The following is a 24903-nucleotide window of genomic DNA, read 5'->3' on the forward strand; positions in this document are numbered from 1 at the left end:
CGGTCATCGGGATCGGTGCGGATGCGAAGTCGGGGGGGCGGGCGCGGGATCAGGATCGGCATCGGGCGCGGGTTCAAGCCAGGGACCGGAGGGTGAGGGTGTCGTCGGGATCGTCCCACAGGAGGACCAACCGGTCTCCCCCCAAAGGCTGTCGGCGATCGCCGCCGGGGGCGCCCGCGCCCGCGACGGCCGCCGCCCTGCGCACCGCGCGCACGCGGGCGGGCAGGGCGAGCACGTCGAGTGCGCCGGGGTCGGGCGGCTGCCCGTCCTCGCCGGGCGGCACCAGCAGATCGAGCAGGTCGCCCGCGGACCCGCCCGGGCCGGCGTACGCGAAGCCGCCCGCCCCGGGCTCCGTGCCCCGGCTGGAGCCGGCCCGCGGCGACCGGGTCCGGTCCGAGCCCGTGGGCGGGGACGCGGGCGCAGACCCGGACGTGGACGCGGACCCGGACGCGGGGCCGCGGTGCCAGAGGGCCACCGGGACACCGCCCTCCAGCACCGCCTCCACCACCGCCGAGGTCCGCGCCCCGGCCCGGGTGTGCGCCAGGACGCACGCGGGCGCCGGTCCCGCGCCCAGTTCCATGCCGAGCCCGTCGTCCGCGTCCGCGTCGGCCACCACACGGACCGCGTCCGGGTGCCGGCCGCCCTGGGACCACAACCAGCGCCATTTGCCCCGCCATTCGGCGCCGGTGTCCTCGCGTTCCTGCGGGCAGCGCACCACCACCTGGTAGAGCGCCCCCAGGGGCCGGGTCCGCCCGCCCGGGCCGCGCGGGACCGGCCACTGGTCGAAGTCGAGGGCCAGCAGCTCGTACGGCACGTGGAACTCGATCCGCTCCACCGCTCCGGACGGCCGCCCGGCCTCCGCCTCGGCCCCCAATGCCTTCCCGACCGACGCGAGTTGCCGGACCAGCGCGTCCCGTACCGCGTCCAGCCGGACCGGCTCCCCCTCCGATTCCCAGATGTGCTCGGTCGCCTCCCGCCGCAGCCACATCCGGGCGCGGAGCCCGTCCTCCCCGCCCGGCGGCGTCTCCAGGCGCACGTGCAGGACCGTCTTGCGCGGCGGCGGGGGCGGGGGCGGCAGCGCGGGCAGGCCGAGGCGTTCGCGGGTGGCGCGCACCCAGTCGCGCACCCGGGCCGCCCACCGTTCGTCTCCCGCCGCCCCCTGTTCCCCGAGGAACCGTACGAAGGGCACCGCCAGCGGCATCCCGCCGGGCCCGCCGTGGCGTTCGTCGAGGTCTTGGGCCACCTCCAGCAGGGTGTCGCCGGGCAGGCCGCCCCGGGCGGGGGCCGCGCAGCCGGCCGCCCGGAACGCCCACAGGTACGCCTCGTAGGCGCAGCGCGGCAGGTCGCGGTCCTCGAAGAGTTCGCCGAGCCCGTCCCAGGCGCTCTGGTCGAGGCGGCTCGCGCGCGGCGGCGCCAGCCCGGGCACGTCGTCGTCGAGGAAGGAGGAGGCGTCCCAGTCGCGGTCGACGACGAACTGCGGGAGCTGCCAGCCTTCGCCGCGTTCGCGCAGGCCCAGGAAGGTGTGGTGGATGGAGCGGGCGGTGTCGGAGAGACCGGAGACGGCCTCGCGCACCGTGCGTTCGGCGAGTTCGGTGAGGAGTTCCTCGGTGAAGCGGCCGGCGCCGCGTTCGGCGTCGTTCTTCGCGGCCTCGCCCTCGCGGGAGGCGTACAGCCGGAACTGGCGCCGCCCGGGGACGGTGGCGCCGCCGCCGTAGTCGCTGGTCCCGAAGTTCCATCGGGCGTCGCGGGGTGCGTCGACCCGGCAGGCGTCCACCAAGGCGGCCTGGTACCGGAAGAGTTCGTGCCTGACGAGGTTGGTGCGCCACCAGCGCAGCGCGGAGTCGAGGTTGAGGTGGCGGATCTGGCCGGGCCGGGCGTCCGCGGAAGGCAGCATCAACTCGCCGCGGCGCGGTTCCGTATAGCCGTGTCCGGCCCAGAAAACGAGAAGCAAGTCGCCCTCGCATGCCGGGAGTTCCTCGAACAGCACCGATTTCACGTTCGCCTCGGTCGCCGGGCGGTGCGTGCCGCGCAGGGCCGCCAGCCCGGCCGACCCGGACCAGTCGAGCGCCTCCGGGTCGTCGAGCGTGGACAGCAGCAGCCGTACATGGGCCGGCGGCACCCCTCCCGGGCCGGTGAGCCAGCGGGCGAAGCGCAGGGCGTCGCGGGCCGGGCCGCGCAGGTTCCAGTGGCGGCTGATCTCGTACCTCTCGACCCCGGCGACGAGCGCGAAGGTGCGCGGCCCCAGGTCGGGGGGCAGGAGGTCCAGGGGGTTCACCCGATCTCCGCTTCGGCCACCGCCCGTTCGATGCGTGCGTAGAGCGAGTCCTGTTTCCAGTAGGCGCTGTGGCAGGCCGGGAAGGGCTGGCGGCTGCCGATCTCCTGGTCGCTGACGCGCGGGTCGCCGGGGAAGACGGGCTCGGCGAGGTACGAGAGCACGTCCTGGCGGTCGTAGACGTTGAGCCAGCTCGGGAAGCCGTACGGGAGCTTGCTGCCCGGCACCACCCCGGCCAGCGCTCCGAGTTCATGGAGGAAGGGCGCCTGCGAGCCGACGGTGACGAGCAGTTCGACCCCGGGCACCGGCTCGCCGCGGGCGGCCGCGAGGGCGAGGAGGTCCACCAGGGCGATGCCGCCGAGGCTGTGGCCGATGAGCACGGTCGGCCCCGGCTCGGCGGTGATCCGCTCGCGCAGGAAGGCGCGGAGGTCGGCGCCCCGGGCCTGGTAGCGCAGGATGTCGCCGAGGGCCGGGGTGGCTCCGACGGTGAGGGAGCCGCGCCAGGCGTTGAGCAGCGGCTGGGTGGTGACGCGCATCGCGAGCCGGCCGAGGACGGCGGCGGCCCGGGCTCCGGGAACCCGGGCGTCGCCACCGAGGCGGGCGGTGATCAGCTCGACGAGGCGGTCGCGTTCGGTTCCGGTGCAGTCGGCCTCGGCTCCGGCCGAGGCGAGGGCGGCGGCGGTCACCGCGCGGGCCAGGACCTTGGCCAGCTCGCGGGCCTGCGGCTCACTGGTGGCCCGGCCGCCGGCGCGGGCGGCCTCGGCGGAGCGGGCGACGGTCTCCAGGGCGGCGGGGAATCCGGCGGCGAGGCCGGTGCCGAGCAGCAGCGCGGCCTGTTCGCCGCCCTGTTCGCCGCCGCCCCGGGCCCCGGGGAGTTCGGCGAGCAGCTCCAGCACGAGCTCGCCCGCGGACCGCACGCCGGGCATGGCGAAGGCGTCGCCCCCGTCCAAGCCGCCGCCGAATCCGGCGCCGGAGCCGCCGTCGGGGTCTCCCCCGGACCCGCCGCCGGCTCCGGTGTCCCAGCCGGCTTCCGCCAGGACCCGCAGCTCGCAGAGCGGATCGGCGACCAGCAGCCCCCACTCGGCGACCTCCTCGTCGTCGGCGCCGGGGGCCGCGCCGGGGGCGCCCAGTCCGGGCACCGACCGCCCCTGGGCGCTCAGGGTGGCCCCGTACCGGTCGCCCCAGAAGCAGGAGTCGACGGCGGCGCCGGGGAACCGGGCGGTCAGCCGGTCCCGGACCAGGGCGAAGAGCGTGTCGTGCCGCTCGCGCCGCACCCCCGTGCCGTGCACAAACAGAAATCGCATCGCGGCTCCGCCCCCTCGCACCGTCGTCCCCGCTCGGCACGATAGCGCCGCACGGCGAACGGGGCCCCTGGAACGTGCAGTTCGGATGGCCACTGCAAGCACCCGGTGCGGCCCGGGCACGCGCCCCGGGCGCCGCCCGGGGCGCACCGGGGGTCCACCTCCCCCACACCTATCAATCACCTGTCACATGTGAAATATTACTCCCGCTCCGGCAGCCCCCGACCGACCGGAACCTCCAGAAAGGTCAGTTACGTTGCGCAGACTCGCTGCGGTGGGAGCGGCGATATCACTCGCCCTCCTCGCCGCCCCCGCGCTAGCCGCCACCGCCTCCCCGGCCCCGCCGGCCACCCCGACGCCCGTCGGCCGGCAGCAGGCCGAGCAGCGGCAGGCCGCCGCCCCGCCGCCCGCGCCCCTGGAGCTCCAGCGCCAGGCCCTGCGCCGCCAAGCCCTCGAAGAGGTGGCCTCGGGCCGCCCCGGCGGCCTGCGCGCCGAGGCCGACGGCACGCTGCCCCGGCGGGCCAAGGTCGGCAAGCGGTACGTCGAACTGGCCCAGGAGCGCGAGGACAAGGTCTTCGTGATCCTCGCCGAGTTCGGCGACCAGGTGGACAACACCACCGAGTTCGAGGGCAAGCCGCGCTTCGGCGGCACCCCGGGTCCGGCGCACAACACGATCGGCAAGCCGGCCTCGGACGACAACCACACCCTGTGGCGCAAGAACTTCGACCGGTCCTTCTACCAGAAGCAGTTCTTCTCCACCGATCCGCAGTCGGCGTCCCTGCGCGCCTACTACCGGCTCCAGTCCTCCGGCCGGTACGACATGGACGGCACGGTGACCGACTGGGTCAAACTCCCCTGGAACGAAGCCCGTTACGGCACGGACAACTGCTCGGAGTCCGGCCAGTGCCGGACCAACTGGGACATGATCCGGGATGCCACGAACTCCTGGTACGCCTCCGAGCGCGCGAAGGGCCGTACGGCCGAACAGATCAAGGCGCAGCTCGCCGAGTACGACGTGTGGGACCGCTACGACGCCGACCACGACGGCGACTTCGACGAACCGGACGGCTATCTCGACCACCTGATCGTCGTCCACGCGGGCAAGGACGGCACCTGGGGCGGCGGTGCGCAGGGCAAGGACGCCGTATGGGCGCACCGCTGGTTCGCCTACTGGAACCAGGCCGGCAGCGCGGGCCCGGAGGGCAACAAGGCGGGCGGCACCCCGGTCGGCGACACCGGCATCTGGGCCGGGGACTACCTGACCGGTGGCGAGAACAGCGGCGCGGGCCTCTTCGCGCACGAGTTCGGGCACGACCTGGGCCTGCCGGACCTGTACAGCTCGGACGGGGACAACAGCGTCAACTTCTGGTCGCTGATGTCTTCCGCCTCCTACCTGGGTAAGGGCCGCAACTCCACCGGCGAGTTCCCGGGCGACCTCGACCCCTGGAGCAAGCTGCAGCTGGGCTGGCTCCAGTACACGGAGGCCGACGCGGGCCGCACCACGCGCGCCACGCTCGGGGTGTCCGGCTACAACACCGAGGATCCGCAGGCACTGTTGGTGCACCTGCCGCCGTCCTCGACCACGACCGAGCTGGTCGACCCGTACGAGGGCGGCAGCCAGTGGTGGAGCGGTACGGGTGACTTCATGGACAACACCCTGTCGCGCACGGTCGACCTGTCGGGGGTCGCGGCCCCGGCCGCGACCCGCTTGGACGCCCGGGTCTGGTACGACATCGAGCAGGACTTCGACTACCTGACGGTGGAGGCCTCCACGGACGGCGGGACCGTCTGGACCGCGCTGCCGGGCACGGTGGACGCCACGCCCATCGGGGCGAAGGGAATCTCCGGCACCTCGGCCGGCTGGACCCGGCTCTCGGTGCCGCTGAACCAATTCAGCGGTACCTCGGTTCAGTTGAGGCTGCGGGTCACCTCGGACAGCAACACCCACGGCAAGGGCGTCACCTTCGACGACATCCGTGTCACGGCGGGCGACGACGACCGGGTGCTGCTGCGCGACGGGGCGGAGCAGGGCGTGAACGGCTGGACGGCGGCCAAGTGGTCGCGCACGAAGGGCCGTACGGGCAGCGAGCGGCATCCGCGCGCGTACTTCGTGGAGAACCGCCGCTACACCGGCTATGGAAGCCTGCTGCGGACGGGTCCGTACAACTTCGGCTTCACGGGCGACACGGTGGAGTTCTACCCGTACCAGCAGGGCGTCCTGGTGTGGCTCTGGGACACGGCGTACAGCGACAACACCACCAAGGCGCACCCCGGCGGCGGCCTGCTGCTGCCCGTCGACTCCCGGCCGGATCCCCTGACGAACGCGGACGGCACGCTGCTGAACGCACGGGCGCAGACCTTCGACGCGCCCTTCTCGCTCGGGAAGAGCGACCGGATCGTCCTGCACAAGGCGGGCGCGGCGACCGTGATCCCGGCCCGGAGCGGCGTACCGGTCTTCGACGACCGCCACGGGTCGTACTGGAACGCGGCGCTGCCGCAGCTCGGGGTCAAGGTGCCGGACACCGGGACCCGGATCGCGGTGGTGAAGGAGGCCGCGGGCGGCGCCCTGACGACGGTGCAGCTCAGCCCGTCGAAGTGACCCGCCGAGGCTGAGCGGGGGGAGGGTGGCGGGGACAGCCGGTCAGTGGCGCACCAGGCAGAACGGGTGCCCGGCCGGATCGGCGTAGACCCGCCAGCCCTCTCCCGCCCGGTCCCCGTCCAGCAGGGTGGCTCCGCGGGCCAGGACCTCCGTATGCGCCGGGTCCAGATCCGCGACGGCGAAGTCCAGGTGGATCTGCTGGGGCCGGGCCGGGTCCGGCCAGCTGGGCGGCCGGTGGTCCTCGGCGTACTGGAACGCGAGGACCGCACCGGCGGGGAGGTGCAGGGTCGCCCAGGTGGCGTCGGTCGCCCAGCGCCGGTCGGGACGGTTGACCTCGCCGCCGGCCAGACACTGGTAGAAGGCGGCCAGCGCCGCCGGGTCGGGGCAGTCCAGCACCACACACTGCAGCTCAGCGATCATGGGGCCGATCCTAGATCGCCCGATGGCCCACGGAGTGGATGACATAGGCTGCCGACGGGGCCACGCCGTGATCCGCACGGTGGGCCATGGGGGCGGACGGTACGGGATTCGATGGCACAACGAGGAGACACCGGCCTGCCGGGAACCCTTGACGGCGCGGCGTTGCGGTCCCGGTCCGGCGGCAGTTGGGACTCGTCCCTGTCGGTCCAGGAGTTCGCGGCGGTCGAGGGCGCCGGGTTCGATCCGGTGGGGCAGGTTCTCGGCACCGCCGTCTTCGCCATCGGGTACACCGGCCTCTGGGGCTGCCCGGGCGCCTGGTCGGTCACGGACGGGGTGAAGAAGCCCTCCTCCGCATGGACCGCCTCCTACTCCCAGTTGGTGCGGACCCTGTACACGGCCCGCCGGCTGGCACTCTCCCGGGCGGTGACCGAGTGCCGCGCGCTGGGCGGCGACGGGATCGTCGGTGTGGATCTGCGGGTCACCGAATTCGCCGCGGAAACCCTGGAGTTCACGGCTCTCGGCACGGCGGTACGGGCCCGCTCCCGCGTCCGCCCGCGCGAGCCCTTCACCTCACACCTCGGCGGGCAGGACTTCGCCCGGCTCGTGCACTCCGGGTGGATTCCCACCGCACTGGCCTTCGGCATCGCGATCGACACCCGCCACGACGACTGGCGCACCTCCCGCCTGTCCCGCTTGACGGCCGGGAACCAGGAGGTCGACGGGTACACCCAACTGGTCGGCCACGTACGCCACAAGGCCCGCGAACAGCTGGCCGAAGAGGCGGCCCGGCACGGCGGCGACGGGGTGGTGGTGGACGACATCGGGCTCCGGGTGCGCGAGAACGAGTGCCCCTCCATCGGGTACGCGCGCGATGTCGTGGCGGAGGCCGTCCTCGTCGGCACCGCCGTCGCCCGGTTCGGCCGCTCCGCGCGGCCCGCCGGACCAGGACCACTGACCATCATGCGACTGAAACGTGAACACTGAGATGACCGAGAACACGGGGCACGCAGGGGCAGGGCAGGGGATACCGGAGGACGCGATGCGGCGACTGGCACAGCTCCGGCCGGGAGAAAAGGGTTCGCTCTTCACCTCGGACCTGTCGGTGAACGAGTTCCTGCTGGTACGCGAGCTCGACTTCCGCCCCCTCGGCCTGGTCCTGGGCTCCTCCGTCTACCACGTGGGCATCCAACTCGGCCGGTGGACGAAGAACCAGGAACTGACCAAGCTGTCGCAGGCCATGTACGAGGCGCGCGAACTGGCGATGAGCCGGATGGAGGCCGAGGCGAGCGCCCTGGGGGCGGACGGGATCGTGGGGGTGCGCCTCGACATCGAGTTCAAGGAGTTCGGCTCGGACATAGCGGAGTTCATCGCGGTCGGCACGGCCGTGAAGGCGGACGGCGCCGACCCGGGTCCGGGCGGGACCTGGCTCAACAACAAGGGCAAGCCCTTCACCTCGAACCTGTCCGGCCAGGACTTCTGGACCCTGGTCCGCGCCGGGTACGCGCCGCTGGACATGGTCATGGGGTCGTGCGTCTACCACGTGGCGCACCAGCGCTTCACCCAGGCCCTGTCCACCGCCGGTCGCAACGTCGAGATAGAGCCCTTCACCCAGGCCCTCTACGATGCCCGCGAGTTGGCGATGAGCCGGATGCAGGCAGAGGCGACGAGTCTGGAGGCCGAGGGAATCGTGGCGGTCCAGTTGAGGCAGCACACCCACAGCTGGGGGTCGCACACCACCGAGTTCTTCGCCATCGGGACCGCGGTGCGCCCGCTGCGCGCCGACCACGTCATCGACCGGCCGACCATGGTGCTGGGCCTCGATGACTGACCTGCCCGAGGTGCCCGAAGTCCCGGAGGTTCCCGAAATGCCGGAGACGGACGTCGAGTTGCTGGCCGCGGCGCTGCGCAGTGACCAGGCGGACCTGAGCCTGCACGTCGGAGTGCTGGCGGCGGACCTGGCGCACTCCCTGCCGCCCGGCGCCGTACGGGTCGACCGCAGGCGTTCGGTCGCGGACCGCCTGGCCGGGCGCGAGGGCACGGTCACCGCGCTGGACGTCGCTCTCGGCGAGCAACGGCTGTCGCTGCGGACGGATCGGGGCCAGGTGGCCGGGGAGATCTGCCACGAGGTACGGGGCGTCGTGCTCTCCCGCCGCCGGGTGGGCCTGGACGAGTGGATCGACGCCCTGGCCCGGTCCCTGGCCGACGAGGCGGCCTCCAGCGCCCGTGCCCGCGAGGCCGTCGAGCGCTACCTGACCCGTCCCACCGGCGCGCCGTGGTGGGGCGGGTAGGCGGTGGTGTGGGGGCTCTCCGGGAGGTGGCGCTTGGACAGGACGCGGACCATCGTGACGGGGTCGAGCAGGGTGCCCGGCGGCCGGGTCAGCGAGAGCACCCCGAAGAAGCGGGAGGCGATCGCCTGGTCGGTGTTGGCTCCGGCCATCACCCGGGACATGTAGCGCTGCAGGATCCGCGTGGCCCGGTCCGGCGCCGGTCCCTCCGTCACCGGATAGCGCATGTCCTCGCTGGTGGCGATCTGCCAGGGCACCGCGGCCGTCGCGAGGGTCCGGCGCTGGATCCGGCGGGAGGCCGCCGCGATCCCCTCCGGGTTCAGGGTGCGGATCTCCTTGGCCAGGGCTTCCGCGGCGAGCGCGGCGGCCGTCATCCCGTGCCCGTACACGGGATTGACGCGGCAGGCGGCGTCGCCGAGCACCAGGAACCCGGCCGGCCAGCGCTCCAGGCGCTCGTAGTGGCGCCATTCGTTCACCGTGTTCCGGAAGACTGTGGGCGAGGACAGCGGTACCGCGCCCCGGATGGCGTCGTACAGGGCCGGACTGCGCAGGCTCCGGGCGAACGGGAGGAACTCCTCGTCCTGTGCGGACGGGGCGTGTTCGCCGTTGCCGACGAGGGTGACCAGCCAGCGGTCCCCGTCCAGCGGCACCAGCACACCGCCGCGCGGGAGCTCGGGCCGGCCCTGGACGTACATGCCCTGCCAGCGCCGGCCCGGATCGTCCGGGATCTCGAAGTAGCGGCTGGAGTACCCGAGATGGGAGTCGTAGCGGGTGACCGCGGGGACCGGGTGGCCGAGTGCCGCGAGCCAGGCGGGGGCCTTGGAGGAGCGTCCGGTCGCGTCGACGACGAGGCGTGCGTCCAGCCGTTCGCCGCCGCGCAGTTCCACGCCGGTCACGGTTCGGCCGTCCGGCCCGGCCACGAGTCCGGCGGCGGCCGCACCGGCCCGGATCCGGACGCGTGGGTTGCGGAGCACTTCCGCCCGCACCGTCGTGTCGAGCAACTCCCGTCCGGCGAGCAGCACTCTGGACCCGGACACGGGCCCGAACCAGTCGGCCGGGCTGAGCCAGAGGAAGTCGCGCGGGGAGTCGAAGAGGCCGGCCCCCGCGGCCACCAGCTTGCCGGTGATGCCCGGCAGCATCAGCTCGATCAGCTCCGCACCCCGGGACCACATGACGTGCACGTGCCGGGCCTGGGGTATGCCAGGCCTGAACACCTCTTCTCCCTGCGGCAGTTCGTCCCGCTCGATCAGGGTGACCCGGGCGAACCGCATAGCGAGCACGCGTGCGGCCAGCAGCCCGGCCATACCCGCGCCGAGGACCACGGCATGGTCCCCGGCGCGGTGTTCGGCACGGTCCCCCGCGTGGTGTTCGGCGTGGTGCTCGGTGTGCGGGCCGGTGGTGGTGCGTAGGTGGTTGTCCGTTGCGTCGTCGTCCATCCGCCGAGTGTGGATGCGGACGGGGCGGCCTGGTCAGGTCCCGGACGGGGCGCCCGGAGGCTCGACGGGGGCGGACGGGCTCATACCGGGGCGCGCCCCGGCCGGGACCGCCGCCGGGACCCCGGCCCGGCCCCCCGCGTCAGGGGCAGAGGGCGGTCCAGGTGACCTTCACGTGCCCTCCGTCGTCCCCGCGGAACTCGCTGGTACGGGTCCCCGGCTGATCGGTGTACGGATCCCATGCCACCGTGCCCCGGGCGACCAGGTCGTCGGCCGAGGAGGCGTCGTAGTCCCAGAGGAAGACGCCGATCTCGAACGGCCCGGGCCCGTACGTCGCCCCCGAGCCGACCCGCTGGTAGAAGTACGGGTCGGGGTCGGTGCGGTTGCCCTGGTTGGGGAAGGTCGACGGGTCCGAGCCGGAGCGCGACCACACGGCGGTGCGCGCGCCGTCGCCGGTCCGGACCGCGATGTCCCCGTAGAGCGCGGGGCGGGTCGTACCGTCGTCGAAGTAGGTCAGCTCCGCCCGGTCCACGCGGACCCGGCAGGCGGGGACGCCCTGCGCCGGGGTGACGGTGTAGGTGACGGAGGCTTCGCCGCCGTCCACACCGGCCATCCTGGCGGTGAACCGGCCGAAGCCGAGGGACGGGTCCCAGTGCACGCGGCCGGCGGCCATCACGTCGTCATTGTTCCCGGCGCTGTAGTCGGCGTCGGTGAGGTAGGCGGTGACGGTCGCCCGGCCGCTGAACAGCCGGCTCCGGGTGGTGTCGTCGAGCCCGAACCAGGGGTCGTGGTCCGGGAAGGCGGTGGCGCCGGACCGGTCCCGGTGCCACAGGGAGCGGGCGGTCCCGTCGGTGGTCAGGGTGAGGCCGTCGTACAGCTCGGGCCCGTTCTCCCCGCCGGAGGTGAACCGCGCCGAATCCACCGTGATCCGGAACGGCCCCGTCTTCAGCTCCACTTCGCTCACCGGGTCCTTGGAGAACTCGGCGACGATCTGCCGGCGGACCCAGTCGTTGCCGAGCAGTCCGTAGTGCGAGGGGCAGCCGCTGTCGCCCACCGGCAGGACGTGGTTGACGGCTCCCGCCAGCTCGGTGGAGCGCGGGGCGCGACCGTCGCCGGGCGGGATCTGCTGGTCGCAGGTGGAGCTGATGGTGGTGTAGCGGGTGGTGCCCGGGGTCTCGTCGCCCGCGTTGAGGGAGGTCAGGAAGGGGCTGCCGGGGGTCATGTCCGCGAGCGAGGCCGCATGGATGTCACAGAAGGTGGCGAAGGGCCCGCAGGGTGCGGCGTCCCCCGCTCCGTGGTTGGGGCCGCCGAGCGAGACCCAGGCGCGGACCCGGGAACTCCCGCCGTCCTTCAGGTACTTGCGGGTGAGCAGCGAGCCCATGCTGTGGGCGACCACGTCGACCGGGCGGCTGCCGAACCGTTCGGTGAGAAAGGCGCCGAAGCGGGCGGCGTTGGAGTCGTTGGTGGCGGCCCAGTCGTAGCCGAATTCGGCGAGGTCCCCGGCGAGCCACCCCTGGGCGAGCAGATGGTCCTCCAGCCCGTCGAGGGAGGCCGCGGTGTCCCCGAACCCGTGCACGAGGACGACCGGCGTACGCCGCTGCGCGCGGACGGCGCTCTCCGCGGTGTCCGCGGCCCGCGCGGTCGGGGCGGTGAGCAGGGTGGCGACGAGGGCCGCGGCCAGGGTCGCGGCCAGGGCGAGGAGCATCGGGAACGACAGGGGCGCGGGCAGGGCGGATCTGCGCATGGCTCTCCCAGGGACGCGGCGTGACACGACCGGGCCGCCGGAGCCCGAAGCCGGAGCTCGCACTCGACAGCCCGAAGTGACTGGCGAGTAGCAAGCTAACCCCCGGGGATTCAGCGCGATAGAGCCGCGTACGAGACTCCGGTGAGCTTTTCGGAAGCGCGCCAGAGGCGTTCGCCGGACTTGTCGTCCAGGGTCCATTTCGCCCGCCAGGAACGGTGCGGCGCGCCGCGGATGCTGAACCGCGGCCCGATGAACTCGTCCGGCCGGACCCCGGGGGCGGTGGCCGCGTACAGGGTGGGCAGCGCGCCGGAGGCCGCGGACTGGGCGATGACCCCGTTGCCGATGGCGACGCCGAGGCCGTTGGCGGCGACCGCGAGCCGTGACGTGAGGGTGGCGCCCGCCTGCGGGGCCGCGGCGACGTGCAGGTTCGTGGACGCGTAGCCGGGATGGGCGGCGGCCGCGACGATCCCGGACCCGGCGCTCGCGAGGCGCCGGGCGAGCTCGTGGGTGAAGAGCAGGTTCGCGGTCTTGGACCGGCCGTAGGCGATCCAACGCCGGTAGTTCCGCTCACCGCTCAGGTCCTCGTGGTCCACGTCCCCGAAGAGGTGGAAGCCGCTGGAGAGGGTGACGATCCGGGCCCCGGGCGGGGCGTCGAGGAGCCGGGGCAGCAGAAGTCCGGTGAGGGCGAAGTGCCCGAGGTGGTTGACCCCGAACTGCGTCTCGAACCCGTCGGCGGTGCGGCCGTAGGGCAGCGCCATCACGCCGGCGTTGTTGACGAGCAGATCCAGCGTCCCCTGCCGCCGTCGCCCGTACGCGGCCGCGAACTCCCGTACGGAGGCCAGATCGGCGAGGTCCAGCGCCATGAACTCCACGTCGGCGCCGGGCACTTCGCCCCGCAGCGCGACTTCGGCGGCGCGCCCCCGGGCCGCGCTCCGGCAGGCGAGCACCACCGAGGCGCCGTGGCGCGCGAGTTCCCTGGCGGCGGCGTAGCCGATCCCGCTGTTGCCTCCGGTGACGATGGCCGTACGCCCGCTCTGATCCGGTATCCCGGTGGCCTTCCAGCCCGCCATGGCGACTCCTCCCTCCCGGCGACCCCATGGCCCACCGGCCCCCGCACCCTACTCCCCGGTGTCGAGGCCCCCCACCGCCGCTCCGGCGCCCGACGGGCCGCCGCGGACGGCCGGCCGTGCCCGCCGAAAGCCGGATCCCGGAGCCGCCGATCCGGCACTCGAACCGCTGCGCGCGGCCCGGTCACCGGACGGGGTTCCGAACCGCCCACGGCTCAGAAGGGGTCGGCGTCGATCGCCACCCGGCCGGTGGAGGCAGCGCAGACCAGCCAGCGGTCGTCGGCACGGTGGAGTTCCAGGACCACCGCGATCGGGCCGCCCTCCGGAGGGGTGAGGTCCACGTTGACCGACGCGTCGCCGCCGCTCTCCGTAGAGGACACGATGTCGTGGCCGAAGGTCCCCGCGAGGCCGTGCAGCACGGCGGCCGGGTCGGCCGCACCCTCGGGGCAGCCGACCGCCGCCCCGGGGACCGGACCGCCGCGGCCCACCACGTCGAGGTACTCGTCCACCGCCCGGTGCAGGGGGCTCGGCGCGAGCGCGCCGGTGACCGTGAACACCACCGCGAGCACGAGCCCGGTCGCCAGCAGCGGCAGCCCCACCGCGAGTGCCACCAGCCGCGCCCTGCTCCGTCGTCCGTCTCCGCGCACCATTGCGCCCACCTTCCCCCGATGCCTACGTACACATCCTCCACCCCCGACCGGCCCCCGAGCACCTACGCGGCCCACTCCGTCCAGCGGTGGGCGCGCACCGTTTCGGGGTGGGGCGGGTCCGGGGACGGGGTGGGCTCCTCGGTACCCCTGTCGGGCACCGCGTGGGACGGGCCCGGCCGCCAGGGCCGCAGGCCGGGCCCAGTAGGCTGCGGGTCCACCCGCTTCCCGTACCCCGAGGTCCACCCAGTGAGCTCCGCACCGCCCCCCGTACCCGTGTCGGTCGTCGGCCTCGGCGCAGACGGCTGGGGCGGGCTGACCGAGCCCGCCCGGGCCGCACTGGCCGGGGCGGAGGTGCTGATCGGCGGGCCCCGGCAGCTGGACCTGCTCCCGCCCGGGGAGTGCGGCGGCGCCCGCGTGGCGTGGCCCAGCCCGCTGCGCCCGGCCGTGCCGAAGCTGATGGCGGAACACGCGGGCCGCCGCATCGCGGTGCTGGCCAGCGGCGACCCGATGTTCTACGGGATCGGCCGGGCCCTCTCCGAGGAGCTCGGTCCGGACGCCCTGCACGTCCTGCCGCACCCCTCCTCCGTCTCCTACGCCTGCGCCCGCCTCGGCTGGCCGGTGGAGGACACCGAGGTGGTCACCGTGGTCGGCCGCCCCGTGGTCCGGCTCGCGGCCGCCCTGTACGAGGGCCGCCGGGTCCTGGTGCTGAGCGCCGGAGCACTGACCCCGAACGAGATCGCCGCTCTGCTTCGAGAGCGGGGCTTCGGCCCCAGCCGGATGCGCGTCCTGGAACAGCTGGGCTCCGAGCACGAGGACGCGTACGAGGGCCTCGCCCAGAGCTGGGAACACCCGCCCGGCGACCCCCTCAACGTGGTCGCCGTCGACTGCCGCCGCGACCCCGAAGCCGAAGCCCCCCGGCTCGGCTCGACCCCCGGCCTGCCCGACGCCGCCTACGAGCACGACGGCCAGCTCACCAAGCGCCACGTCCGCGCCGCCACCCTGTGCGCCCTCGCCCCCGCCCCCGGCGAACTGCTGTGGGACATCGGCGGCGGCTCCGGCTCCATCGGCATCGAGTGGATGCGCACGCACCCCTCCTGCCGGGCGGTGACCGTGGAGCGGGTGACGGAGCGGGCCGCGCGGATCACCCGTAACGCGGCCGCGCTCGGCGTGCCCGCCCTGCGCGTGGTCACCGGCTCCGCGCCCGCCGCCCTCGCCGGGCTGCCCGCCCCCGACGCCGTGTTCATCGGCGGCGGCCTCACCGCACCGGGCCTGCTCGACGCGGCCTGGGAGGCGCTGGCCCCCGGTGGCCGGCTCGTGGTCAACACCGTCACCCTGGAGTCGGAGGCGGTCCTCACCGACCGCTACCGCCGCCACGGCGGCGAACTGGTCAAACTGGCCGTCGCGCACGCCGTACCGGTCGGCGGTTTCACCGGCTGGCGCCAGGCGATGCCCGTCACCCAGTGGACGGTCACCAAGCCGTACCCGCCCCACCCGCACTCCCAGCCCGACCTGCCCGACCCCGAAATGGTGGATCAGACGACATGACCGTGTACTTCATCGGTGCGGGCCCCGGCGCCGCCGACCTGATCACGGTGCGCGGCGCCCGGACGCTGGCCGCCGCCCCCGTCTGCCTGTACGCGGGCAGCCTGGTCCCGCGCGAACTGCTCGCCGAATGCCCGCCGGACGCCCGCCTGATCGACACCGCGCAGCTGAACCTGGACGAGATCATCGCCGAGTGCGTACGCGCGCACGCGGCGGGCCAGGACGTGGCCCGGCTCCACTCCGGCGACCCGTCCGTCTTCAGCGCCGTCGCGGAGCAGATGCGGCGCCTCGACGCGGCCGGCATCCCCTACGAGGTCGTCCCCGGCGTCCCCGCCTTCGCCGCCGCGGCCGCCGCGCTGAAGCGGGAGCTGACCGTCCCCACCGTCGGCCAGACCGTGATCCTGACCCGGATCTCCCAGCAGGCCACGCCGATGCCGCCCGGCGAGGACCTCGCCACGCTGGGCCGCAGCGGAGCCCTCCTCGTCCTCCACCTGGCCACCCGCTACGTCGACCGGGTCGTGGACGAACTCCTGCCGCACTACGGGGCCGAGTGCCCGGCCGCGGTGGTCGCGATGGCCAGCCGCCCCGACGAGCTGATCCTGCGCGGAACGCTGGCCGACATCGCCGCCCAGGTGAAGGAGGCCGGGCTGGTCCGCACGGCCGTCATCCTGGTGGGCCGCACCCTGGGCGCCGAGCAGTTCCGCGACAGCCACCTGTACTCCGCCGAGCGCGACCGGCATGCCTGCTGATCCGGCCGGCTGCCCGGGTCCGCACGTCCTGATCCTCGGCGGCACCACCGAGGCCCGCCGCCTGGCGGAGGCGCTGGCCGCCGCCCCGGACTCCCCCCGGGTGACCACCTCGCTGGCCGGCCGGGTCGCCGCCCCGGTGCTCCCGCCCGGCGAGACCCGGATCGGCGGCTTCGGCGGTGCCGACGGGCTGGCCGCCTGGATCACCGCGCACGGGGTCACGCACCTGGTCGACGCCACGCACCCCTTCGCGGAGCGGATGAGCTTCAACGCGGCCGGGGCGGCGGCCCGTTCGGGCGTCCCCCTCCTGGCCCTGCGCCGTCCCGGCTGGTCCCCGGGCCCCGGGGACGACTGGCACTTCGCGGACTCCCTCGCCGAGGCGGCCGCCCTGCTGCCCGGGCTCGGCACCCGCGCCTTCCTGACCACCGGACGGATGGGACTGCACAGCTTCGCGCACCTCACCGAGCCCTGGTTCCTGGTGCGTTCGGTGGATCCCCCGGCCGGGTCCGTGCCGCCGCGCCTGGAAGTCCTCCTGGCCCGGGGCCCGTTCACCCTCGGCGACGAGCGGGACCTCCTGTCCCGCCACCGCATCGACCTCCTGGTCACCAAGGACAGCGGCGGCTCGGCCACCGCCCCCAAGCTGACGGCCGCCCGCGAGGCGGGTGTCCCGGTGCTGGTGGTCCGCCGCCCGCGGGTGCCGCAGGGCGTCCCGCAGACCCCGTCGGTGGACGGGGTACTGGGCTGGCTGTCCGGCTGAGCGTCTCACCGAGCCCGCCCGGCTGCGAGCGTGCCGCGGCGCAGGAGTCCCCTACCCGCCCTTCCACCGTTCCCCGGGCGTTGCCCGGACCCATGCCGCGTGCGGCGCCGTTCCCGGGGGCCGGCACGGTGCGCTGCGCGCACGTGCGGGCTGCGCCGGCCATATCCAGCCTCGCCGACGCGTGAGGCGCGGGGTCCGGGGCGGAGCCCCGGGGAACGGGCGAAGGGCGGGTAGGGGACTTCGCCCCGCAGGGCCGAACCACCCGAACCCGCCCACCGGGCCCCCGCCAAGTCGGCGGAGCTCCCCGGCACAGACCCGCCCGGCGTCAGCCGTAACGGCGCGGGGTCCAGGTCACCCGCGACCCGTCGGGCCGCTCGGTCACCTGGGTCTGCGAGGAGCCGATCAGCAGGATCGTCCGCATGTCCACCTCGGACGGCTCCAGTTCGGCCAGCGTGACGATCCGCACCGACTGCTCCGGCCCGCCCACGTCGCGCGCGACGACCACCGGGGTCTGCGGCGCGCGCAGCTCCAGCAGCAGTTCGCGAGCGCGGGCCACCTGCCAGTTCCGGCTGCGGGAGCCCGGGTTGTACAGGGCCAGGACCAGATCGGCCGCGGCGGCCGCGCGCAGCCTCTCCGCGATGACCTCCCAGGGCTTGAGCCGGTCCGAGAGGGAGATGGTGGCGTAGTCGTGGCCGAGCGGCGCACCGGCCAGGGCCGCCGCCGCGTTGGCGGCCGTCACCCCGGGCAGCACCCGTACGGGCACGTCCTTGTACTCGGGCTGCCCCGCGACCTCCAAGACGGCGGTGGCCATGGCGAAGACCCCGGGGTCGCCGCCGGAGACCACGGCGACCCGCTTGCCGCGCCGGGCGAGGTCGAGCGCGAACTCGGCGCGCTCCGACTCGACCTTGTTGTCCGAGCCGTGCCGGATCTGGCCCGGCTTGACCGGGACCCGGTCCAGGTAGGTCGTGTACCCGACCAGCACCTCGGCGTCGGCCAGCACCCGCCGCGTCTCGGCGGTCAGCCACAGCGGCCCGGCCGGGCCGGTGCCGACGACGGCGACCTCGCCGGGGCCGGACGGCACGCTGCCCGGGTTCCCGATCCGGCTGGGCACCACGGCGACGGCGAAGTAGGGGACGGAGTCGGGGTCGGTGTCCGCCAGGAGGCCCGTCCGCTCCCCCGCCATCGTGGCACGCTCCACGTAGCGCGCCTCGGCGATCCGGCCGCTGTTCTCCATGGCCCGCCGGATGGCGGGGAAGGTGCGGCCGAGCTTCATGACGACCGCCGAGTCGGTGGCGGCGAGGCGGGCCGTGAGCTCCTCCTCGGAGAGGGTGCCGGGCAGGATCGTCAGCACCTCCTCGCCCTCCACGAGCGGGGTGCCGAGCCGGGCGGCCGCGGCGCTCACCGAGGTCACCCCGGGGATCACCTCGGTCTCGTACCGGTCGGAGAGCCGCTTGTGCATGTGCATGTACGAGCTGTAGAAGAGCGGGTCGCCCTCCGCGAGCACGGCGACGGTCCGGCCGGCGTCCAGGTGGGCGGCGAGCCGGGCGGCGGCGGCCTCGTAGAACTCCTCCATCGCCCCCTGGTAGCCGCCGGGGTGGTCGGTGGTCTCGGTGGTGACCGGGTAGACCAGCGGCTCCTCGATGTGGTCCGCGCGCAGGTGCTTCGCGGCGATGGAGCGGGCGATCGAGCGGCCGTGGCGGGCGGAGTGGTACGCGACCACGTCGGCCTCCGCGATCACCTCGACGGCGCGCAGCGTCATCAGCGAGGGGTCGCCGGGCCCGAGCCCGACCCCGTAGAGCCGTCCGGTGCTCATTCGGCCACGCTCGCGATGGCGTTGACGGCGGCCGCGGCCATGGCGCTGCCGCCGCGGCGGCCACGGACGATCAAGTGGTCGAGTGCGGAGGGGTGTTCGGCGAGGGCGTCCTTGGACTCGGCGGCGCCGATGAATCCGACGGGGACCCCGATGACCGCGGCGGGGCGCGGGGCGCCCTCCTCGATCATCTCCAGGAGCCGGAAGAGCGCGGTCGGCGCGTTCCCGACGGCGATCACCGAACCCTCCAACAGGCCACGGTCCCGCCAGACTTCGAGGGCGGCGGCGCTGCGCGTCGTGCCCATCTTCGCGGCGAGATCCGGCACGGCCGGGTCGGAGAGGGTGCAGATCACCTGGTTGTCGGCGGGCAGCCGCTTGCGGGTGACCCCGCTGGCGACCATCTGCACGTCACACAGGATCGGGGCACCGGCCTCCAGGGCGGCGCGCGCCCTCAGCACGACCTCGGGCGAGTAGCCCAGGTCCCGGGTCAGGTCGGTCATCCCGCAGGCGTGAATCATGCGCACCGCGACCTGGGCGACCGAGGCGGGCAGCCCGGAAAGGTCCGCCTCGGCGCGGATCGTGGCAAAGGACTGGCGGTAGATCTCGGCGCCGTCCTTCTCGTACTCGAACACGGTGTACTCGCTCATTTCTTCACTGCGTCTTCGGACACTCGGGGTTGGCTGCGCGCGTCGGCGACGGCCTGGGCAAGTTCGTGGGACGGCACCGGGCGGCCGTCGAGCCGGTACCCGTCGGGCGTGGCGACGAGGTCGACCCAGGCGGTGCCGCGCGGGTGCCCGCAGCGGCGCTCGCACCCGGACCAGTGGACGGGCGCGCCGCGGCCGGCCCGATCATCGCCGAGGGCACCGTTCGCGCCCTGCGCGTCCACGACGGCCCGCGCGTCGGCGCGCACGTCGGACAGCGCCTTGGCGCAACCCGGCCGCCCCGTACAGGCGGTGACGGACTCCCAGGGGCCGTCGGGTGCGACGGACAGGCCCGCGGCCACGAGCCGCGCGTAGCCCTCGACCGGCCGCCGCACGGTGCTCGCGCCGGGCAGGACGATGCTCCGCCACGGGGTGACCCGCAGCTCGCCGCCGCCCTCACCGCTGTCCGCCCAGCCGCCTTCCCAGCCCTCTTCCCCGCCGGCCGCGACGTCCACCAGCACCCGCCACTGGTCGGCGGTGAGCCGGCCGAGCGGGGGCAGGACGCACAGCGCCGTCCGGTCACCGGTGCCGGGGCCCCAGGGCCTGGGCGGCGGCGCGTAGGGCCAGGCCACCTCGGGAAGGACGTCGGCCGCGATACCCGCCGACCCGAGCCGCAGCGCGAACTCCCCTTCCAACAGGGCGTGCTCGGCGGGCAGTTCGGACACCCGCCAGGCCCGGGTACCGGCGGCGTCGGCGGAGTCGAGGAAGTACTCGGCCGCGAGCAGGGCCGCCCGCGGCACGTCGGCGGCGTCCACCTCCACGGCGCCCGGGGCGGCGCCGAGCCGGACCAGCGCCCGGCCCCGCGGTCCGCCGAGCAGGGTGACATCGGGGTCGAGCGCGGCGACGTCTCCGCGCCCGTCGTCGATGGCGAACAGGAACCGCCCGGACAGGGCCGTCGCACGGGTGCTCGCGCACAGCAGCCGGTCCAACTCGCCGACCCAGGGCGTCACATGGGGCCGCCCGGAGCTCCCGATCCCGGACAGCGGGGTCGCGACAATGTTCCGTACCCGCTCGTGGCCGGGGGCGGGCAGCAGCCCGGCCCCGTCCAGCAGCTCCGCCAGCCCCGTGCCGCATCCTTCGGCGAGCCCGCGCAGCTGCACGTTCCCCCGCGAGGTGAGCTCCAGGTGCCCGTCCCCGAAGCGGTCGGCGGCCAGCGCCAGCACCGAGGCCTGCCGGCCGGTCAGCAGACCCCCCGGGATCCGGACCCGCGCCAGGTACCCGTCGTCGGCGGCATGCAGGCGCAGCGCGCCGGGGCAGGCGTCGCCGCGATCCCGTATGACGGGTTCGTCCCGCGCGGTGGCGGAGGGGGGCGTGGGCATGGCGGCGAGCATACCCACGATTCTGCGCCCGCCCCCTGTGGCCCACACCACCCCGTTCCAGCCTGACGACTGCCCGAATCCAGCCCCACGCCCCGCCTCCACGGAATCCGTCCGGGCCCCACCCGAACCCTCCGGGCGCTGCCCGGACCCCCGCGTGCCGCTGCGCGGGGCCGAAGTCCCCTACCCGCCCTTCCACCGTTCCCCGGGCTCCGCCCGGACCCACGCCTCACACGCCGACGAGGCTGGATGTGGCCGGCCTCAGTCCGCACGTGACCGCAACGTGTGGGGAATATCCAGCCCCTCCGGCGTTTGAGGAGCGGAGGTCCGGGGGCCGGCCCCCGGCGACGGCGCCGCGCGGAGGGCTCCCGTACCCCCGGAGGGCCCCCGCTCCCGGCCGGGGACCCCGCCCCCTAGGATGAGTCCAAGGCGGCCAACAGGCCCGCCATCGCCGAGGACGGCGACATGGGAGGAAGCCCGGTGCGAATCCGGCGCGGTCCCGCCACTGTGAATCCGCGCGGCCCCGGCCGCACCGGATGAGTCAGGAACTCCCGCCGTCCTCACTGCCCGGGGCGCGGAAACCCCGAGGAAGGCCTGCCGCCGCATGATCCTGCTGCTGTCGACGTCCGACACCGATCTTCTCAGCGCCCGCGCGGCGAACGCGGGGGACGCTCCCGTCCCGTACCGCTTCGCCAACCCCTCCCGCCTTCCCCTCGACGACCTCCCCGGTCTCCTCGACGGCGTCACCCTGGTCGTCGTACGCCTCCTCGGCGGCCTGCGCGCCTGGCAGGAAGGCCTCGACCTGCTCCTGGCCCCCGGCCAGACCCGCCCGGTGGTCGTGCTGACCGGCGAACAGGCCCCCGACGCCCAGCTGATGGAAGCCTCGACCGTCCCGATCGGCATCGCCGCCGAGGCGCACGGCTACCTCGCCCACGGCGGCCCGGCCAACCTGGACCAGCTGGCGCGCTTCCTCTCCGACACCGTGCTGCTCACCGGCCACGGCTTCGAGCCCCCGGCGGCCTCCCCCACGTGGGGCCCGCTGGAGCGCACCCCGCAGCGCGCCCCCCTCGAGGGAGGGCCCCGCATCGCGGTGCTCTACTACCGCGCGCACCAGATGAGCGGCAACACCGCCTTCGTGCACACCCTCGCCGAGGCGATCGAGGCCCACGGGGCCCAGGCGCTCCCGCTCTACGTCTCCTCCCTGCGCTCCCCGGAGCCGGAGCTGATCGCGCAGCTCGCGTCCGCCGACGCGATCGTCACCACGGTCCTGGCCGCCGGCGGCACGAAGCCCGCCACCGCCTCCGCCGGCGGTGACGACGAGTCCTGGGACGCCGGCGCCCTGGCCGCCCTCGGCGTGCCGATCCTGCAGGCCCTGTGCCTGACCGGCTCCCGGTCCGCCTGGGAGGCGAACGACGAGGGCCTGTCCCCCCTCGACGCCGCCACCCAGGTCGCCGTCCCGGAGTTCGACGGCCGCCTGATCACCGTCCCCTTCTCCTTCAAGGAGCTGGACGAGGACGGGCTGCCCGCCTACGTCGCCGACCCCGAGCGGGCCGCCCGCGTGGCCGGCATCGCCGTGCGCCACGCACGCCTGCGCCACATCGAGCGCCGCGACAAGAAGATCGCCCTGGTCCTGTCCGCGTACCCGACCAAGCACTCCCGCATCGGCAACGCGGTCGGCCTGGACACCCCGGCCAGCGCCGTGGAACTGCTGCGCACCCTCATCGCGGGCGGCTACGACTTCGGTCCCGTCGAGGACGTCCCGGGCCTGGTCTCCGGCGACGGCGACGAGCTGATCCGCGCCCTGATCGAGGCCGGCGGCCACGACCAGGACTGGCTCACCGAGGAGCAGCTCGCCCGCAACCCGGTCCGCATCCCGGCGGCCGACTACAAGCGCTGGTTCGCCGAACTCCCGGCCGATCTGCGCGAAAGCGTCGAGCGGCACTGGGGCGAGGCCCCGGGCAACATGTTCGTGGACCGCTCCGCGAACCCCGAGGGCGACATCGTGCTCGCCGCCCTGCGCCGCGCCAACCTCCTCATCCTCATCCAGCCGCCGCGCGGCTTCGGCGAGAACCCGATCGCGATCTACCACGATCCCGACCTGCCGCCCTCGCACCACTACCTCGCCGCGTACCGCTGGATCCAGGCGCGCGCCGAGGACGGCGGTTTCGGCGCCGACGCGATGATCCACCTGGGCAAGCACGGCAACCTGGAGTGGCTGCCGGGCAAGAACGCCGGCCTGTCGGCGTCCTGCGCCCCCGACGCCGCGCTCGGCGACCTGCCCCTGATCTACCCGTTCCTGGTCAACGACCCGGGCGAGGGCACCCAGGCCAAGCGCCGCGTGCACGCCACCCTGGTCGACCACCTGGTGCCGCCGATGGCGCGCGCGGAGTCGTACGGCGACATCGCGCGCCTGGAACAGCACCTCGACGAGTACGCCCAGATCTCCGCCATGGACCCGGCGAAGCTGCCGGCCATCCGCGCGCAGATCTGGACCCTGATCCAGGCCGCGAAGCTGGACCACGACCTGGGTCTGGAGCAGCGCCCCGACGACGACGGCTTCGACGACTTCCTGCTCCACGTCGACGGCTGGCTGTGCGAGATCAAGGACGCCCAGATCCGCGACGGTCTGCACGTCCTGGGCGGCGCCCCGACCGGCGATGCCCGCGTCAACCTGGTCCTCGCCATCCTGCGCGCCCGCCAGATCTGGGGCGGTACGACGGCCCTGCCCGGTCTGCGCGAAGCGCTCGGCCTCGACGAGTCCGCGGCCACCCGCACCACCGCCGACGAGGCGGAGGAGACGGCCCGCGCGCTGGTCCAGGCGATGGAGGACGCGAACTGGGCCCCGGAGGCGGTGGCTTCGGTCGCCGCCGGCCACTCCGCGGACGTGGCGGCCGTACTGGACTTCGCGGCCCGCGAGGTCGTCCCGCGCCTGGCCGGCACCACCGACGAGATCGCCCACGTGGTTAGCGCCTTGGACGGCGGATTCGTCCCGGCGGGCCCGTCCGGCTCCCCGCTGCGCGGTCTGGTCAACGTGCTGCCGACCGGCCGCAACTTCTACTCGGTGGACCCGAAGGCCGTCCCCTCCCGCCTCGCGTGGGAGACCGGCCAGGCGCTCGCCGACTCCCTCCTGACCCGCTACCGCACGGACAACGGCGCATGGCCCGCCTCCGTCGGCCTGTCCCTGTGGGGCACCAGCGCGATGCGCACCTCGGGCGACGACGTGGCCGAGGCCATGGCGCTGCTCGGTGTCCGCCCTGTCTGGGACGAGGCCTCGCGCCGCGTCACCGGCCTGGAGCCGATCCCGCTCGCGGAGCTCGGCCGTCCGCGCATCGACGTGACCTTGCGCATCTCGGGCTTCTTCCGGGACGCGTTCCCGCACGTCATCGGCCTGCTGGACGACGCGGTACGGCTGGCGGCCTCGCTGGAGGAGCCCGCGGAGGACAACTTCGTACGGGCCCACGCGCAGGCCGACCTGGCGGTGCACGGGGACGAGCGGCGGGCCACCACCCGCATCTTCGGCTCGCGCCCGGGCACGTACGGCGCGGGCATCCTGCAGCTGATCGACTCCCGCGACTGGCGCACCGACGCCGACCTCGCGGAGGTCTACACGGTGTGGGGCGGGTACGCGTACGGCCGGGGCCTGGAAGGGCGCGCGGCGCGCGAGGAGATGGAGACCGCCTACAAGCGGATCACGGTCGCGGCGAAGAACACCGACACCCGTGAGCACGACATCGCCGACTCCGACGACTACTTCCAGTACCACGGCGGCATGGTGGCCACCGTCCGCGCCCTGCGCGGCACGGCCCCCGAGGCGTACATCGGGGACTCGACCCGGCCCGAGACGGTCAAGACGCGCACGCTGGTCGAGGAGACCTCCCGGGTCTTCCGTGCCCGCGTGGTGAACCCGAAGTGGATCGAGGCGATGCGCCGCCACGGTTACAAGGGCGCCTTCGAGCTCGCGGCCACGGTCGACTACCTCTTCGGCTACGACGCCACGACCGGTGTGGTCGCCGACTGGATGTACGACAAGCTGACCGAGACGTACGTCCTGGACCCGGAGAACCGCGCCTTCCTGGAGGAGGCCAACCCCTGGGCCCTGCACGGGATCGCGGAGCGGCTGCTGGAGGCCGAGTCCCGCGGCATGTGGGAGAAGCCGGACCCGCAGGTCCTGGAGGCGCTGCGCCAGGTGTACCTGGACACGGAGGGCAACCTCGAAGGCGAAAGCGACTAACCGGACACCGGCTGGATCAGACTGGCCGC

General features: G+C 74.3%; 18 protein-coding genes and 1 riboswitch. Of the genes, 8 read left to right on the forward strand and 10 right to left on the reverse strand.

Annotation, left to right across the window (positions count from 1 at the left end):
- Positions 1 to 73: 73 nt before the first annotated feature.
- Positions 74 to 2275 (reverse strand): hypothetical protein, encoded by a 2202-nt coding sequence (locus ACFYYB_RS05960; protein WP_389433398.1) that lies wholly within the window; start codon positions 2273 to 2275, stop codon positions 74 to 76.
- Entirely contained in the window at positions 2272 to 3576 is a 1305-nt protein-coding gene (locus ACFYYB_RS05965; RefSeq protein ID WP_389433399.1) for a hypothetical protein, read from the reverse strand. The genes ACFYYB_RS05960 and ACFYYB_RS05965 overlap by 4 nt, the downstream gene beginning before the upstream one ends.
- Before the next feature lie 271 nt (positions 3577 to 3847).
- Here ACFYYB_RS05965 and ACFYYB_RS05970 point away from each other — a divergent pair, with 271 nt between their 5' ends.
- A complete protein-coding gene (locus tag ACFYYB_RS05970) occupies positions 3848 to 6172 on the forward strand; it encodes an immune inhibitor A domain-containing protein (RefSeq protein WP_389433400.1) in 2325 nt (774 codons plus the stop codon).
- A 42-nt stretch (positions 6173 to 6214) separates the two neighbouring features.
- On the opposite strand, the gene ACFYYB_RS05975 is transcribed toward ACFYYB_RS05970, so the two are convergent.
- The gene (locus ACFYYB_RS05975; protein WP_389433401.1) at positions 6215 to 6592 is read right to left on the reverse strand and encodes a VOC family protein; all 378 of its coding nucleotides are present in this window, start codon (positions 6590 to 6592) and stop codon (positions 6215 to 6217) included.
- A gap of 111 nt (positions 6593 to 6703) precedes the next feature.
- Here ACFYYB_RS05975 and ACFYYB_RS05980 point away from each other — a divergent pair, with 111 nt between their 5' ends.
- The 3 genes from ACFYYB_RS05980 to ACFYYB_RS05990 are packed head-to-tail and all read left to right on the forward strand — an operon-like array spanning position 6704 to position 8880.
- On the forward strand, positions 6704 to 7576 hold the full coding sequence (locus ACFYYB_RS05980) for a heavy metal-binding domain-containing protein (protein WP_389433402.1): 873 nt from the start codon (positions 6704 to 6706) through the stop codon (positions 7574 to 7576).
- Between the two features lie 55 nt (positions 7577 to 7631).
- Positions 7632 to 8420 carry a heavy metal-binding domain-containing protein gene (locus tag ACFYYB_RS05985; protein ID WP_389433403.1) on the forward strand — a complete coding sequence of 263 codons (789 nt, stop codon included), beginning with the start codon at positions 7632 to 7634 and terminating at the stop codon, positions 8418 to 8420.
- Positions 8413 to 8880 carry a hypothetical protein gene (locus ACFYYB_RS05990; RefSeq protein ID WP_389433404.1) on the forward strand — a complete coding sequence of 156 codons (468 nt, stop codon included), beginning with the start codon at positions 8413 to 8415 and terminating at the stop codon, positions 8878 to 8880. Before ACFYYB_RS05985 ends, ACFYYB_RS05990 begins: the two co-directional genes overlap by 8 nt.
- Here ACFYYB_RS05990 and ACFYYB_RS05995 read toward each other — a convergent pair.
- The 4 genes from ACFYYB_RS05995 to ACFYYB_RS06010 all read right to left on the reverse strand — a co-directional run bounded on the left by ACFYYB_RS05995 (position 8838) and on the right by ACFYYB_RS06010 (position 13771).
- Positions 8838 to 10313 carry an NAD(P)/FAD-dependent oxidoreductase gene (locus ACFYYB_RS05995; RefSeq protein WP_389433405.1) on the reverse strand — a complete coding sequence of 492 codons (1476 nt, stop codon included), beginning with the start codon at positions 10311 to 10313 and terminating at the stop codon, positions 8838 to 8840. The two genes, ACFYYB_RS05990 and ACFYYB_RS05995, sit on opposite strands and share 43 nt — an antisense overlap.
- A 139-nt stretch (positions 10314 to 10452) precedes the next feature.
- The gene (locus ACFYYB_RS06000) at positions 10453 to 12054 is read right to left on the reverse strand and encodes an esterase/lipase family protein (protein WP_389433406.1); all 1602 of its coding nucleotides are present in this window, start codon (positions 12052 to 12054) and stop codon (positions 10453 to 10455) included.
- A 110-nt stretch (positions 12055 to 12164) separates the two neighbouring features.
- Positions 12165 to 13124: an oxidoreductase gene (locus tag ACFYYB_RS06005; protein WP_389433407.1), complete on the reverse strand. Its 960-nt coding sequence runs from the start codon at positions 13122 to 13124 to the stop codon at positions 12165 to 12167.
- 212 nt (positions 13125 to 13336) lie between these two features.
- Positions 13337 to 13771 carry a hypothetical protein gene (locus tag ACFYYB_RS06010; protein WP_389433408.1) on the reverse strand — a complete coding sequence of 145 codons (435 nt, stop codon included), beginning with the start codon at positions 13769 to 13771 and terminating at the stop codon, positions 13337 to 13339.
- Positions 13772 to 13789: 18 nt separating this feature from the next.
- Between ACFYYB_RS06010 and cbiE the strand changes: the two genes are divergently transcribed.
- The 3 genes from cbiE to ACFYYB_RS06025 are packed head-to-tail and all read left to right on the forward strand — an operon-like array spanning position 13790 to position 16816.
- Entirely contained in the window at positions 13790 to 15316 is a 1527-nt protein-coding gene (gene cbiE, locus ACFYYB_RS06015) for a precorrin-6y C5,15-methyltransferase (decarboxylating) subunit CbiE (protein WP_389433409.1), read from the forward strand.
- The gene (cobM, locus tag ACFYYB_RS06020; RefSeq protein ID WP_266903575.1) at positions 15313 to 16062 is read left to right on the forward strand and encodes a precorrin-4 C(11)-methyltransferase; all 750 of its coding nucleotides are present in this window, start codon (positions 15313 to 15315) and stop codon (positions 16060 to 16062) included. Before cbiE ends, cobM begins: the two co-directional genes overlap by 4 nt.
- Positions 16052 to 16816, forward strand: a complete 765-nt coding sequence (locus ACFYYB_RS06025) for a cobalt-precorrin-6A reductase (RefSeq protein WP_389433410.1) — start codon at positions 16052 to 16054, stop codon at positions 16814 to 16816. The genes cobM and ACFYYB_RS06025 overlap by 11 nt, the downstream gene beginning before the upstream one ends.
- 325 nt (positions 16817 to 17141) lie before the next feature.
- Here ACFYYB_RS06025 and ACFYYB_RS06030 read toward each other — a convergent pair whose 3' ends face one another.
- The 3 genes from ACFYYB_RS06030 to ACFYYB_RS06040 are packed head-to-tail and all read right to left on the reverse strand — an operon-like array spanning position 17142 to position 20646.
- Positions 17142 to 18629, reverse strand: coding sequence for a precorrin-2 C(20)-methyltransferase (locus ACFYYB_RS06030; protein ID WP_389433411.1), 1488 nt, complete (start codon positions 18627 to 18629; stop codon positions 17142 to 17144).
- Positions 18626 to 19273, reverse strand: coding sequence for a precorrin-8X methylmutase (locus ACFYYB_RS06035; RefSeq protein ID WP_389433412.1), 648 nt, complete (start codon positions 19271 to 19273; stop codon positions 18626 to 18628). Before ACFYYB_RS06035 ends, ACFYYB_RS06030 begins: the two co-directional genes overlap by 4 nt.
- On the reverse strand, positions 19270 to 20646 hold the full coding sequence (locus ACFYYB_RS06040; RefSeq protein ID WP_389433413.1) for a cobalamin biosynthesis protein CobG: 1377 nt from the start codon (positions 20644 to 20646) through the stop codon (positions 19270 to 19272). Before ACFYYB_RS06040 ends, ACFYYB_RS06035 begins: the two co-directional genes overlap by 4 nt.
- Positions 20647 to 21112: 466 nt before the next feature.
- Positions 21113 to 21194, forward strand: a riboswitch (cobalamin riboswitch).
- Between the two features lie 53 nt (positions 21195 to 21247).
- Here ACFYYB_RS06040 and cobN point away from each other — a divergent pair.
- The gene (gene cobN / locus ACFYYB_RS06045; RefSeq protein ID WP_389433414.1) at positions 21248 to 24874 is read left to right on the forward strand and encodes a cobaltochelatase subunit CobN; all 3627 of its coding nucleotides are present in this window, start codon (positions 21248 to 21250) and stop codon (positions 24872 to 24874) included.
- Positions 24875 to 24903 lie beyond the last annotated feature (29 nt).

Source organism: Streptomyces sp. NPDC002886 (genome assembly GCF_042888445.1).
Lineage (GTDB): Bacteria > Actinomycetota > Actinomycetes > Streptomycetales > Streptomycetaceae > Streptomyces.